The organism is Streptomyces sp. NRRL S-920, assembly GCF_000717945.1.
GTDB lineage: Bacteria > Actinomycetota > Actinomycetes > Streptomycetales > Streptomycetaceae > Streptomyces > Streptomyces alboniger.
This window is the reverse complement of record NZ_JODF01000017.1, coordinates 20,144-33,443: the sequence shown is the minus strand read 5'-3', so window position 1 is coordinate 33,443 and position 13,300 is coordinate 20,144. Positions and strand designations below refer to the sequence as shown.

Below are 13,300 nucleotides of genomic sequence, written 5' to 3'. Positions count from 1 at the left end.
CCAGTAGCCGCACGCCCCCCGCTCAGTACCCGCGCCACCACGTGACGAAGCGCCGCCACGCCCCCTGGGCGGGGACCGGCTCGGGCGCGGGCGCCGGGGCGGCGGGCGGCGGCTGCGGCGCGGGCGCGGTGGGCCGCTGCGGGCGCGGCGGTGTGGAGACCTGCCAGTCCTGGCGAGGCCTCGGCACCTGCGCCGACGGCCGGGCCATGACGTCCTGCGGAGGCCGCGGCGCGAACCGCACGGGCAGCCGCACCAGGTGCCGCGAGAGAATCGACGACGTCCACTGCAACTCGCGCTCGTCGACGTCCAGTTCGACATCCGGCAGCCGCATCAGGAGCGCGTCGACACCGGTGTCGGCGATGGCACGGCCGATGTCCTGACCGGGGCACTCGTGAGGGCCGCCGCTGAACGCCAGGTGCGAGCGGTTGCCCTTCATACCGGCGGCGGGATCGGGGCGTACGACGGGATCCACGTTGCCCGGCGCGATACCGAGGATCAGCCCGTCGCCCGCCCGGATCCGGCGCCCGCCCAGCTCGGTGTCCTGCTTGGCGAAGTAGCCGACCATGGCGCTGAACGGCGGCTCGTCCCACAGGGACTGCTCGACCGCCTCGGGGACCGTCATCTGCCCGCCGCTGAGCTGGGCGCGGAAGCGGGGGTCGGTGAGGACCATCCGCAGCACGTTCGCGATGAGGTTGGCGGTGGCCTCGTACGCGGCGATGAGGACCAGGCGCAGATGCGCGCCGACCTCGTCGTCGGTGAGCTGCGCCGGGTGCGCGATGAGATTGCTGGTGAAGTCCTCCTCGGGCGCCGCCCGGCGCCGCGCCACGAGGCCCATCAGGACCTCCATGATGTACGCGTTGCTGGCGATGGCGGTCTCGGTGCCCTTGATCATGTCGCGGGCCGACTGCACCATCCGCTCGTTGTACTCCTCGGGCATGCCGAGGACGTGGCACATCACCATCATCGGCAGATGCTCGGCGAACTGGCTGACCAGGTCGGCCTCGCCCGCCTGGCAGAAGTCGTTGAGCAGGTGGTTCGTATAGCGGTTGATGTAACGGCGGATGCCGCGGTGGTCGATGCCCGACATGGCGCCGGTGACCGCTCCGCGCAGCCGCTGGTGCTCGTCGCCCTCGACGAAGCTGCACATGGGCTGCCAGCTGAAGACGGGCGCGAGCGGGTGGTCCGGCCCGGCGGTGCCGTCCCGTACGGCACGCCAGACGCGCGAGTCCCGGGTGAACTGCGAGGGCGTGCGGACCATGTGGAGGTTCTCGCTGTGCCCGAGGACCGCCCAGATCGGCACGTCGTTGTGGATCAGCACGGGAGCGACCGCGCCGTGTTCGGCGCGCAGCTTCTCGTACAGGCCGGCCAGGTCGGCGTCCGCCTCGGGGCCGTAGAGGCGGCGCAGGCCCCCCGGCCCGAGGCCGTGGGCGGGGCAGCCGGGGGGCGGCGCGGCGGCGTCGTCGGTGCCGGGCCAGGAGGGGGAGGGAGTCGTCACGTTCGTCGCTCCGGGTTGGCGGAAGGGGGTGTGGGAGGCCGGGGTGTCAGACGCGGGCACCGGCCACCGTCAGGGAGTGGAGGTAGCGCATCAGAGTCATCAGGACGTCCCGGCTGGACTCCCTGAGACGGGCGTCGCAGGCCATGATCGGCACCGCGGGTTCCAGGTCCAGGGCCCTGCGCAACGTCTCGACCGGATGCCGGGGCGCGTCCGGGAAGTCGTTGACGGCGATGACGAACGGCACGCCGCGCTCCTCCAGGCGGCCGATCACGTCGAAGCTGACTTCGAGGCGGCGGGTGTCGATGAGCACGACCGCGCCGAGCGCGCCTTCGAACAGTCCGTTCCACAGGAACCAGAAGCGCTCCTGGCCGGGGGTGCCGAAGAGGTAGAGGACCAGTTCGTCGGAGATGCTGATGCGGCCGAAGTCCATGGCCACGGTGGTGGCCGTCTTCGTCTCGGAGCCGTAGTTGTCGTCGACGCCGATGCCCGCCTCGGTCATCGTCTCCTCGGTGGTCAGCGGACGGATCTCACTGACCGAGCCGACCATCGTCGTCTTGCCGACCCCGAACCCGCCGACGATCACGACCTTCACGGCGGCCGCGGCCGTGTGCGGCAGGACGTCCTCGCTGCGCGGGCCGGTGATCGTGTCCGTGTTCTTAGAGTTTCTGAAGTCCATGCATCACCGCTTCGAGAAGGGACCGGTCGGGGAGCGCGGAACGGACGATGGGGGCGCGCGCCTGGACGAGCCCGGTCGCGAGTAACTCCGTCAGGAGGACGGTCACCACGCTGAACGGCAGCGCCAGATACGCCGACAGCTCGGCGACGGAGAGCGGCGTCCCGCACAGCCGCAGCACCGCCGAGTGCTCGGGCTGCGCCATGGGGGACGCTTCGCCCTGGGCCACGATGAGCGTCACGAGGTCGAGGGGCGCCCGCTCCGAGTCCTCGCCCGTCAGGATGTACAGCCGCGCCGGGTTCTCGGGGGTGCGGCGTTCGCGCTGGGCGGGGACGTCCGGGTCGGGCGCGTCTCTGGCGGGGGCGTCCCGCCGGGAAGGGAGATCCCCGTTCGAAGGGCCGTGCGCAGGGCCTTGCGGAGGAGTCATACGGCCTGCCCGTCACGCCGTGGGGGGCTCGTCAGATGGGCCCCGATGCGTACGACGAGGTCGCGCATCCGGGTGCCGACGAGGCCCGCGTCGACGGTCTCGTCGGCGAGCACCGCGAGGTAGGCGCCGGCACCGGCGGCCATCATGTAGAAGTAGCCGCCGTCGATCTCGATGATGACCATCTTCATGCCGCCGTCGCTGTGCGGGATCTCGGTGGCCACGGCGGCGGCCAGGCTCTGGAGGCCGGCGCAGGCGGCGGCGATGCGGTCGGCGGCGTCCGGGTCGCCGCCGTAGCGCGCGATGCGCAGGCCGTCGGCGGAGAGCACCACGATCTGCCGGGTCTGCGGCACCCCGTCGGCGAGTTCTTTCAGCATCCAGTCGAAATTGGCGCGCTGCTGGATCACTGCCAGCCCTCCTCGTCGGCCCTGCCGTGGTTGTTCTGGGTGGTCCCCTGCGTGCCGGGTGCCGCCGATGGATCGGGGTCGTCCGGGTCGCCCTTGACGCCCTTCATGAACGCCTCGATCCACAGGCCCGGTTCGGTCCCCTCCTTCTTGGGGGGCGCCGGGGGCGGCGCGGTCGCGGCGGCGTGCGCCTCGGCGACCCGCTGGGCCTCGGCCTCGCGCGCGTAGCGCTCACTGAGGGAGATCTTGACGCGGCTGCGGCGCTGCGGCAGGCCGTTCTCGGTCCACTCGGTGACCTCGGGGACGTCATCCTCCATGGTCGCGGTGAGCGGGGCGCGCAGGGGCGGGCCCGCGGTGACGACGCGGGGCTTCTTGCGGCGGATGTTGCGGGCGGGCTCCTCGATGAGCCGTCCGCCGTTGTCCACGCGGGGCACGGCGGAGGCACCGATGCCGTGGGCGAGGCCGGGGGCGGGCTCGGTGGTCATCATGTCGCGCGGCACGATGAGCACCGCGCGGACACCTCCGTAGGCGGACTGCCGCAGGGAGATCTGCATGTTGTACATCTGCGAGAGGCGCCCGACGACCGCCATGCCGAGGCGCGGGGTCTCACCGAGGTCGTTGAGGTCGATGCCGGCCTGCGCCTGGGCGAGCATGCGCTCGGCGCGGGCGCGGGCCTCCTCGCTGAGGCTGACGCCGCCGTCCTCGATCTCGACGGCGATGCCGGTCTGCACCTCGACGGCGGTGACGTGCACCTTGGTCTGCGGGGGCGAGTACCGGGTGGCGTTGTCGAGGAGTTCGGCGCAGGCGTGGATCAGCGGTTCGACGGAGGTGCCCTTGATCGCGACGTTGGCGATCGAGTGCAGCTCCACGCGCGGGTAGTCGAGGATCCGGGACATCGCGCCGCGCAACACGCTGAACAGCGGGACGGGCTTGGGCCACTGGCGGCCCGGCCGGGCGCCGCCGAGCACGGCGATGGAGTCGGCGAGGCGGCCGATCAGCGCGGTGCCGTGGTCGATGCGCAGCAGGTCGTCGAAGACCTCGGGGTTGCGGCCGTGGAACTCTTCCATCTCGCGCAGTTCGGCGGCCTGTTGGTGGACGATCGACTGGACGCGCCGGGCGATGTTCACGAAGGCGCGCTGCGCGGACTCGCGCATCGACTCCTCGCGGTCCAGGGTGTCGAGGACCGAGCGGAGCAACTCGCGCTGGGCGTGCGGCAGATCGCGGTAGGCCTCGTCGTTGTCGACGACGTTGCGGATCACTTCGGCGGGCGATTCGCCCTGCCGCAGCCGCCAGAACGCCTCGGGCAGGATCTCCTGTCCCAGCCGGATCGTCTCGTGGTCGTGGGATGCGATGCGCCCTTCGAGGTAGGCGAGCCGCTGTGCGTACTGTGCGCGCTGGCCCCTGATGGTCCGGCCGCGCCGCACGGCTTCCGTGCCGACCACGATGACCATGAGGGTCGCGACGGCGCCGCACCAGCCGACGGCGGTCCTGGCCGGCTCCGTCACCGTGGCGACGGCGGCTCCGGTCGCCGCGGCCATCAGCATGGCGGGCAGCAACAGCACACGCGCGTAAGGGACTTCTCGGCCACCGGGAGGCGATTGAACACTCACCATGTATGCCCTCTGAACACTCGTCTTGGGGAAGGGGGGTGGGGACGGGGGTGCGGGGATGGGGGTGCGGGAAGGGATGTGCGGGGTTGCGGAAGCGGGGAGCCAAAACGAACTATCGAAAGATTTGGGAACAAGCGCGCGAAGGTATCGCAACTCGTTTCAACTCGCCGCGCTCCGGGCGAGCTTAGTCCGCCGGAATCATCGCCGAGTCATATTCGGCAACCCCCTGCCGCGACCTCGCGAACAGGAATACACTCGCCCCATTTACACGCGCGGCGATCACTCGAACACACGGTGTGACGCCCTCGAACAGCACAAAACCCCGCCCCCCGAAGGGGAGCGGGGTTGCGTCGCGCTATCGGGCTAGCCCACCGAGCTGTACGCCACCACGCCACGCAGCAGCTGGTCGACCGCCTTGCGGGCGTTCTTCGCGACCGTGCTGCCGCCCTCGCGGGGAGCCGCCGCCGCGATCTGCCCGAGGACGTCGATGACCTGCTTGCACCAGCGTACGAAGTCACCGGCCGGCATCTCCGCCTCGCGCAGCACCTCGTCCAGGCCCTTGCCGCCCGCCCACATGAACGCCGCCCAGGCGAAGCCCAGGTCCGGCTCGCGCTGACCGACGCCCTCCGCCTGACTGATCTTGAACTCCTCCTCGAGGCCGTCCAGGTGCCCCCAGATGCGCACCATCTCGCCGAGCGCCGCCTTCGCGGCGCCCGAGGGGAGCTTCGGCGCGAGCGCGTCGTCACTGACCCGCGACTCGTACACCAACGCCGAGACGCACGCCGCCAGTTCGCCCGGGCTCAGCCCCTCCCAGACCCCGGCGCGCAGGCACTCGCTGGCCAGCAGGTCCAGCTCGCCGTAGAGCCGGGCGAGGCGCTTGCCGTGCTCGGTGACCTCGTCGCCCCGCAGATAGTCCAGCTCGGTCAGGAGCGCCACGATGCGGTCGAAGGTGCGTGCGATGGTGTTCGTACGCCCCTCGATGCGGCGCTCCAGCTGCGAGGTGTCCCGCTTGAGGCGGTGGTAGCGCTCGGCCCAGCGCGCGTGGTCCTCGCGCTCGTCGCAGCCGTGGCACGGGTGGGCGCGCAGCTCCGTGCGGAGCCGGGCGATCTCCTGGTCGTCGGCCGCGTCCGCGCGCCCCCTGCGGTGCCGGTCCGGCACGATGTGCCCGGCCTTGGTGCGCAGCGCCGAGGCCAGGTCGCGGCGGGACTGCGGCGAGCGGGCGTTGAAGGACTTCGGGATGCGCATCCGCTCCAGCACCTCGACCGGCACCGGGAAGTCCATCGACGCGAGCCGCTTGACCTGCCGCTCGGCGGTGAGCACCAGCGGCCGGGGGCCGTCCACGTGGTCGAAACCACGGTGGCCGTTGGCCCGCCCGGCGGGCAGCCCGGGGTCGAGGACGAGCGCGAGGCCCGCGTACTTCCCCGTGGGGACGTGGATGACGTCCCCCGGCTTGAGCTTCTCCAGGGCGACAGCGGCGGCGACCCTGCGCTGGGCCGCGCCCTGCTTGGCCAGTTCGTTCTCCCGGTCCTTCAGCCGGCGCCGCAGGCGCGCGTACTCCTCGAAGTCGCCCAGGTGGCAGGTCATGGAGGCCTTGTAGCCCTCCAGGCCCTCCTCGTTCTTCTGCACCTGCCGGGAGATCCCGACAACCGACTTGTCGGCCTGGAACTGCGCGAAGGACGTCTCCAGAAGCTCGCGCGAGCGGTGCCGTCCGAACTGCTCGACGAGGTTCACCGCCATGTTGTACGACGGCTTGAAGCTGGAGCGCAGCGGATACGTGCGGGTGCCCGCGAGCCCGGCCAGGTGCTCGGGGCTCATGGCGCGCTGCCAGAGCACCACGGCGTGCCCCTCGACGTCGATGCCGCGCCGCCCGGCACGGCCGGTCAGCTGGGTGTACTCACCGGGGGTGATGTCGGCGTGCTGCTCGCCGTTCCACTTGACGAGCTTTTCGAGGACCACGCTGCGCGCGGGCATGTTGATGCCGAGGGCGAGGGTCTCGGTGGCGAAGACGGCCTTGACGAGGCCGCGCAGGAACAGCTCCTCGACGACCTCCTTGAAGGTGGGCAGCATGCCCGCGTGGTGCGCCGCGATGCCGCGCTCCAACCCCTCAAGCCATTCGTAGTAGCCAAGGACGTGGAGGTCCTCCTCCGGGATCGAGGCCGTGCGGTCCTCGACGATCTCGCGGACCTTCCCGCGCGCCTCGTCGTCGTTCAGCCGCAGGCCCGCGTACAGACACTGCTGTACGGCCGCCTCGCAGCCCGCGCGGCTGAAGATGAACGTGATCGCGGGGAGCAGGCCCTCGGCGTCGAGCCGCTCGATGACCTCGGGGCGGCCCGGCGTCCAGATCCGCGACCGCTGCCTGCGCTCCCGCTCGCGGTCGGCCTCGCGGACCATCTTGCCCTTGCGGCGGTCCCGGGGGTTGTACGAACGGCTGGCCTCCATGCGGGCCATGCGCGTCAGGTCGGGGTTGACGGCCTTCTTGTGGCCCTCGCCCTCCTCGAAGAGGTCGTACATCCGCCGCCCGGCGAGCACGTGCTGGAAGAGCGGCACGGGCCGGTGCTCGGAGACGATCACCTCGGTGTCGCCGCGCACCGTGTCGAGCCAGGCGCCGAACTCCTCGGCGTTCGACACCGTGGCCGACAGGGAGACGAGCGTGACCGACTCCTGGAGGTGGATGATCACTTCCTCCCAGACGGCGCCGCGGAAGCGGTCGGAGAGGTAGTGCACCTCGTCCATGACCACATAGCCGAGGTTCAGCAGCGACTGCGAGCCCGAATACAGCATGTTCCGCAGGACCTCGGTGGTCATCACGACCACCGGCGCGTCGGAGTTGACGCTGTTGTCGCCGGTGAGGAGGCCGACCTTGTCCGCGCCGTAGCGCTTGGCGAGGTCGGCGTACTTCTGGTTGGAGAGCGCCTTGATGGGCGTGGTGTAGAAGCACTTCTTGCCCTGAAGGAGGGCGAGGTGGACGGCGAACTCGCCGACGATCGTCTTGCCCGACCCCGTGGGGGCGGCCACCAGCACGCCCTTGCCCGCCTCCAATGCCTGGCAGGCCTCGATCTGGAAGGGGTCGAGGCCGAATTCGTACATCTCGCGGAAGGACGCGAGTGCGGTGGCCTGCTCGACAGCGCGCTTGCGCGCCGCCGCGTACCGCTCGGCCGGTGAGAGGTCCTCTGTCATCGTGCTTTCGAGACTACCGGGCACCACTGACAACGGACGATCATTATCGGCGGCTCAGAAGGCCAGCACCCGCACCGCCCCCGGCACGCACTCGGCCCGCAGCGGCAGGGCGCCCAGCGGCTCCCCGTCGGCGTATCCGGTGACGCGGGGCGCGGCAAGCTCGACCGTGGCCGCCCGGTACACGGTCACTTTGGGATGGTCGAGGTGCGTGCCCCTGTAGACCCGCGGGAACACCGTGAGCAGCGTCGTACGACTGCACTCCCCCACCACCGTGACGTCGAAGAGGCCGTCGCTCAGGTCGGCCCCGGCGCAGATCCGCATGCCACCGCCGTACGAAGGTCCGTTGCCGACCGCGACCAGCGTGGCCTCGGTCTCGTGGACGTCGCCGCCGTCCAGCGTGATCCGGTACGGGAGGGGCCGGAAGGCCGCCAGCTCGGCGACCATCGCGAGGTCGTACTTGAAGCGCCCCGTGGGCCACCGCATCCGGTTGCCCCGGTCGTTGACCCGGGAGTCGAAGCCGGACGCCAGTACGGTCCCGAACCACGTGCCGCCGACCCGGCCGAGGTCGATGTCCCGCATGCGCCCCCCTTTGAGCGCCTCGGCGACGACCTCCCCCGCGGCGGCCGCCTCGCGCACCGGAAGCCCGAGGGCCCGTGCGAAGTCGTTGCCGGTGCCCACGGCGATCACCCCGAGCGGGGTGCGGGTCCCGGCGACGGCCTGGAGCGCGAGGCTCACCATGCCGTCACCGCCGACGGCTATCAGCGCTCCGGTGCCGCCCTCGACGGCCTCCCTGGCCCGCCGCAGCGCGTCGGGGGCGTCCTCCCCGAGGACGGTGCGCACGCAAAAGCCGCGGTCCCGCAAAGCGGAAGCGGCCGGTTGCGCCGCCTGGGCGCCCCGGCCGCGGCCCGCGGTGGGATTGACGAAGAGGGTGATCTCGCTGGTCACGGCGGGACCCTACAAGGTCAGGTCACATCGTCGAAACCGTTGACGCGGTGATCGGCCCGGCCGGTGCCCGCCTGCTCGGGCAGGGCCCTCGGCGAGGCGACGGGCTCGATGCCGCCGATGGCCTCGGGGGTGAGGTCGATGTCGGAGGCCTCGTCGTCGTCCAGCTCGGCGTCGGGGTCGTTGCGGCGGCGGCGCCTGTCGTTCAGGAAGGAGATGCCGACGGCCATGAAGTACAGGACGACGATCGGTCCGGCGAGCGCGATCATGCCGACGGGGTCGGTGGTCGGAGTCGCCACCGCGCCGAAGACGAACACGCCCATGACCACGCCGCGCCACCACGTGAGCATGCGGCGCCCGGTCACCATGCCCGTCATGTTGAGCATCACCAGCAGCAGCGGCAGCTCGAAGGAGGCGCCGAAGATGAGGACCATCCTGACCGTGAAGTCGAGGATCTTGTCCATCGCGAGGAGGTTCTCGGCCTGGTCGGGCGTGATGCTGATCAGGACGCGCATGCTGACCGGAAGGATCGTGTAGGCCAGCCAGGCGCCCGCGAAGAAGAGGGGCACGGCCGCCGAGACGAACCAGTAGGTGTACTTGCGCTCGTGCCTGTGCAGGCCCGGCGCGACGAACGCCCACAGCTGATACAGCCAGACCGGGCTGGAGACGATGATGCCGACCATGAGGCTGACCTTCACCGTGGTGGTGAAGGGCGACAGCAGGTCGTTGAACGTGACCTTCGCGCAATGGCCGCCTGTCGGGTCCATGCCCGGCTTGCAGCGCGGCACCGGATCAGCCAGGAACTCCATCAGGTCCTGGCTGTAGAAAGCCGCCACGACCGACACGATGGTGATCGCCAGCATGCCCTTGGCGAGCCGGTTGCGGAGTTCGCGCAAATGCTCCGCGAGAGGCATCCGCCCCTCGGGGTCCTTCTCCTTCTTGCGGGCAGACTTGAGCAACCCACGTCCTCATCTCGTGCGGCAGGCCGGCCGTCGCCGGCCTTGGATCAGCGCTTCGTCGTGTCGGTCGGCTCGGTGACCGGGCGCGAGCTGGTCACGTCGCCGGGGGCCGCCTGGATGGTGCGCTGCTGGACGGCGGGGTCGCTCGGCGGGTCGGCCGGGGCGGCGTCGTCGGTCTTGCTCTCGGACTTCATGGCCTTGGCCTCGCTCTTGAGGATGCGGGCCGACTTGCCGAGGGAGCGTGCCATGTCGGGCAGCTTCTTGGCTCCGAACAGCAGGACGATGATGACGAGGATGAGGACAATCTCGGTGGGGCCGAGCCTACCCATAGCTATTTACCTTCTTCACCGAGGCGACAGGAGTCTGGTTGCTCGGCAGACCGGACATATATCCGATCTCCGCGCTGTCAGCGATCGTAACCCCCCGGGGTAAACGCTCGGCAATCCCCGCGCATACTCCGAGTGCGGCCCCCGCCTCGTTCCCGGGCCGCGTTCGCAGGGTACCCGCCCGTCTCGGGGAGTTGACAGGTAGCGGAGGCCGCGGGGGCGCGGGGGCTAAACCGCCTCGCGTCCGGCACGGGCCACGTCGGCCGCGGCCTTCTCCAGGTCCTCGGCCGCCTGGTTGATCTGCCGTGTGGTCTCGCTCACTTGACGGCCGAGGCGCTGCGCCTCCACGAAAACCTTGATCGCCATTACGCCGAGGACGGCGAGGCCCAAGAAGCCCGCCGCGATCGCGAGCATCGCCCAGAACATGCGCCGAGCCTAGACGGTCGAGTGCAGACGCAGCGTCCGCACCCCGCCGCCGGTGAGGAGTTCGACGATGCGCTCGCCCGCCGGCTTGCGCACCGCGACCTCGCACTCCGGGCAGGTGAAGGAGTAGAAGGTGGTGCGGGGACTGGCGCCGATCGCCAGGCGCAGCGCACCCGCGGACAGCTCGAAGCGGGCACGGCAGTCGGGGCAGGCGGCCGTGAACAGGACGGGGGCGGGCCTCGGCTGCGCCGGCACTCCCGGCAGTCCGGACATGGTCGGTGTGCTCAACGCCCTTGCTCCTGCCGGTCGTAGGCCTGGGGTTCGCCGTACGGCTGGTCGTACGGCTCGCCGCCGTCCTGGTCGCCGTCCTGGTCGTAGGCCGCGAGCGCCTCGCGGGCCGCCTGGCGCGCACTGTCGGCGAGCTGCGCCGGGGAGACGATCCGGCCGTCCCTGCCGAGCCGCAGCGCGAGACGGCGCAGCGAGGCGGGCTCGGGGGTGCGCAGCGTGATCCGCAGGCCGCCGTCGGGCAGCTCGTCCGCGCTGTCGTGGGGGTAGTACTCGGCGACCCAGCGGCCGCCGGGGCCGACCTCGACGACGACCTCCGGGTCCTCGGCGGCGGGCTGGACGAGGCCTTCGGAGAGGTCGCGCAGCTCGACCTCGGGCGGCGCGGACGGCTCGTCGAGGATCTTGATCTCGGCGACGCGGTCGAGCCGGAAGGTGCGCCGCGCCTCGGAGCGGCGACACCATGCCTCTACGTACGTGTGTCCGACGCTCACCAGGCGGATCGGGTCGATCTCGCGCTCGGTGACCTCGTCGCGGGCGGGTGAGTAGTAGCGGATCCAGAGCCTGCGGCGCTCGGAGATCGCCCGGTCGACGTCGGCGAAGACGCCGCCCTCGGACTCGAAGGTCACCGAGAGCCGGGCACTGGCGCCCGCCGCCTCGCCCGCCGCCGTCTCCAGCTTGGCGGTGGCGCGCAGCAGCGCGAGGCGGTCGCTCTCGCGCAGGCCGGGCAGGGTGGCCACCGCGCGGGCCGCCACGAGCAGGGCGGTCGCCTCGTCGGCGGCGAGCCGCAGCGGGGCCGCCACGTCGTCCGGGTTGTGCCACCAGATGCGGTCGCCGTCGGTGTCGATGTCGAGCAGATCACCGCCGCGGAAGCTGGTGCCGCACAGCGGCAGCACGTCGAGGTCGGAGATCAGCTCGTCCGGGGTGATGCCGAAGGCACGGGCGACGTCCTCGACGTGGGCGCCGGGGCGCTCGCGCAGATAGGTCACCAGCGACAGCATCCGCCGCGTCTGGTCGATGGCGTTCGAGGCCATTGCTTTTCCCGTCCCCCTCAGCCCTTGGCCACGGCACGCAGCCGGTCCACGACGTCGGCCCGCAGCTCGGCGGGCTCCAGGACCACCACGTCGGGCCCGAACTCCACCAGCCAGGCATCCAGCCCGTGACCGTAGGGAATCTCCAACTCGTCCCAGCCGTCGCCCAGTTCCCGCACGCTGCCGGCCTTGGCCCGCAGCGGATAGCCGGCTCCCCCGCGCAGCTTGATCCGGGCCGTGCGGTCGGCGCTCTCCCCCGCCCAGCTCGCGACGGTCTCCCGCACCGTGACGACGTCCGGGACGTCGGCGGTGTACTTGCCCGCGCGGGCGCGGACCTTGCCGGTGATCCGCGAGAGGCGGAAGACCCGCTCGGCGCCCCGGTCGCGGTCCCAGCCCGCGAGGTACCAGTGGCCGCGCCAGCACTCCAGCGCCCAGGGCTCGACATGGCGCTGCTCGGGCCGTGCGGCGGTGGCCTTGCGGTAGTCGAAGACGACCGGGCGGCGGTCGCGGCAGGCCAGCATCAGCGGCTCGAAGGACGCCTCGTGCGCGGGGATGCGGGGCTCCAGGGCGCTGTGCGCGCCGTAGGGATCGGCGTCCTCGGGCAGGCCCGCGGCGCGCAGCTTCTGTAGGGCGCCGCTGGCGGCCCCGGCGAGGCGGGCCTGCTGCCAGACCTTGGCGGCGAGGCCGAGGGCGGCGGCCTCCTCGGCGTCGATGGTGATGGGCGGCAGGCGGTTGCTGTCGCGCCGGGCGAGGTAGCCGACCTCGCCGTCGAGGTTCTCCACGGTCTCGATGACCAGACCCAGCTCGCGCAGATCGTCCTTGTCGCGCTCGAACATCCGGTTGAAGGAGTCCTCGGACCCCGCCGCCCTGCCCCCCGGCCCGGAGGCCTCGACGTACGCCTCGATGGAATCGCGCAGCTCGCGCTTGCTGAGCGGCCGCCGGGTCCCGAGCAGGCACAGCGCCAGATTCATCAGCCGCTCGGCCTTGGCAATGGCCATCGACGCCCTTTCTCGGCTGTTCAGATTGTGCTTCCGACCGATGACCGTACCGCCCCGGGGTGTCCGGGCAAAAGCCGAGGGCCCATGCCGGACAGGCATGGACCCTCGGCGAAAGGATCAGGTCACAGACGTCCTCAGACGGAGACCAGGTCGCAGACGAAGATCAGCGTCTCGCCCGGGGCGATGCGGCCGCCACCGGCGCCGCGGTCGCCGTACGCGAGGTGCGCGGGGATGATCAGCTCGCGCCGACCGCCCACCTTCATGCCCTGCACGCCCTGGTCCCAGCCGGAGATGACCTGGCCGGCGCCCAGCTGGAACTCCAGCGGGTTGCCGCGGTTCCAGCTCGCGTCGAACTCCTCGCCCGTGCTGAAGGCGACGCCCACGTAGTGGACCTTGACGAAGTCGCCCGCCTTGGCGACCGCCCCTTCGCCCTCCCAGATGTCCCTGATCTTCAGCTCGGCCGGCGGCTCGCCACCCGGGAAGTCGACCTCGGGCTTCTCAATGCTCACGAAATGCTCCTGCTTGATACGGAAAGTCAGCACGGACAGTCTTACAT

The 13,300-nt window shown here is 71.2% G+C and carries 14 protein-coding genes; all 14 read right to left on the bottom strand.

Annotated elements, in window-relative coordinates; translation table 11 throughout:
• Window positions 1-22: 22 nt before the first annotated feature.
• Window positions 23-1,495, bottom strand: coding sequence for a cytochrome P450 (locus tag IG54_RS0114960; protein ID WP_030782960.1), 1,473 nt, complete (start codon window positions 1,493-1,495; stop codon window positions 23-25).
• 46 nt (window positions 1,496-1,541) lie between these two features.
• Window positions 1,542-2,171: a GTP-binding protein gene (locus tag IG54_RS0114955; protein WP_030782955.1), complete on the bottom strand. Its 630-nt coding sequence runs from the start codon at window positions 2,169-2,171 to the stop codon at window positions 1,542-1,544.
• Complete coding sequence (locus IG54_RS0114950; protein WP_030782952.1) at window positions 2,152-2,595, bottom strand: DUF742 domain-containing protein; 444 nt, start codon at window positions 2,593-2,595, stop codon at window positions 2,152-2,154. The genes IG54_RS0114955 and IG54_RS0114950 overlap by 20 nt, the downstream gene beginning before the upstream one ends.
• Window positions 2,592-2,999: a roadblock/LC7 domain-containing protein gene (locus IG54_RS0114945; protein WP_030782949.1), complete on the bottom strand. Its 408-nt coding sequence runs from the start codon at window positions 2,997-2,999 to the stop codon at window positions 2,592-2,594. The genes IG54_RS0114950 and IG54_RS0114945 overlap by 4 nt, the downstream gene beginning before the upstream one ends.
• A complete protein-coding gene (locus IG54_RS0114940) occupies window positions 2,996-4,609 on the bottom strand; it encodes an ATP-binding protein (protein ID WP_030782946.1) in 1,614 nt (537 codons plus the stop codon). Before IG54_RS0114940 ends, IG54_RS0114945 begins: the two co-directional genes overlap by 4 nt.
• 360 nt (window positions 4,610-4,969) lie before the next feature.
• The gene (locus IG54_RS0114935) at window positions 4,970-7,783 is read right to left on the bottom strand and encodes a DEAD/DEAH box helicase (protein WP_030782943.1); all 2,814 of its coding nucleotides are present in this window, start codon (window positions 7,781-7,783) and stop codon (window positions 4,970-4,972) included.
• Window positions 7,784-7,837: 54 nt separating this feature from the next.
• Window positions 7,838-8,728: a diacylglycerol kinase gene (locus IG54_RS0114930; RefSeq protein WP_030782940.1), complete on the bottom strand. Its 891-nt coding sequence runs from the start codon at window positions 8,726-8,728 to the stop codon at window positions 7,838-7,840.
• A gap of 17 nt (window positions 8,729-8,745) precedes the next feature.
• The gene (gene tatC / locus IG54_RS0114925) at window positions 8,746-9,639 is read right to left on the bottom strand and encodes a twin-arginine translocase subunit TatC (RefSeq protein WP_051819525.1); all 894 of its coding nucleotides are present in this window, start codon (window positions 9,637-9,639) and stop codon (window positions 8,746-8,748) included.
• 92 nt (window positions 9,640-9,731) lie between these two features.
• Complete coding sequence (gene tatA / locus IG54_RS0114920) at window positions 9,732-10,013, bottom strand: Sec-independent protein translocase subunit TatA (RefSeq protein WP_030782934.1); 282 nt, start codon at window positions 10,011-10,013, stop codon at window positions 9,732-9,734.
• A gap of 225 nt (window positions 10,014-10,238) precedes the next feature.
• A complete protein-coding gene (locus IG54_RS0114915; RefSeq protein WP_030782931.1) occupies window positions 10,239-10,436 on the bottom strand; it encodes a hypothetical protein in 198 nt (65 codons plus the stop codon).
• 9 nt (window positions 10,437-10,445) lie between these two features.
• Entirely contained in the window at window positions 10,446-10,706 is a 261-nt protein-coding gene (locus IG54_RS0114910; protein WP_051819518.1) for a hypothetical protein, read from the bottom strand.
• An 11-nt stretch (window positions 10,707-10,717) separates the two neighbouring features.
• Complete coding sequence (locus IG54_RS0114905) at window positions 10,718-11,749, bottom strand: helix-turn-helix transcriptional regulator (protein WP_030782926.1); 1,032 nt, start codon at window positions 11,747-11,749, stop codon at window positions 10,718-10,720.
• Between the two features lie 17 nt (window positions 11,750-11,766).
• Entirely contained in the window at window positions 11,767-12,744 is a 978-nt protein-coding gene (locus IG54_RS0114900; protein ID WP_030782923.1) for a helix-turn-helix transcriptional regulator, read from the bottom strand.
• Between the two features lie 134 nt (window positions 12,745-12,878).
• Window positions 12,879-13,253 (bottom strand): FKBP-type peptidyl-prolyl cis-trans isomerase, encoded by a 375-nt coding sequence (locus IG54_RS0114895; RefSeq protein ID WP_030782920.1) that lies wholly within the window; start codon window positions 13,251-13,253, stop codon window positions 12,879-12,881.
• Window positions 13,254-13,300: the final 47 nt, after the last annotated feature.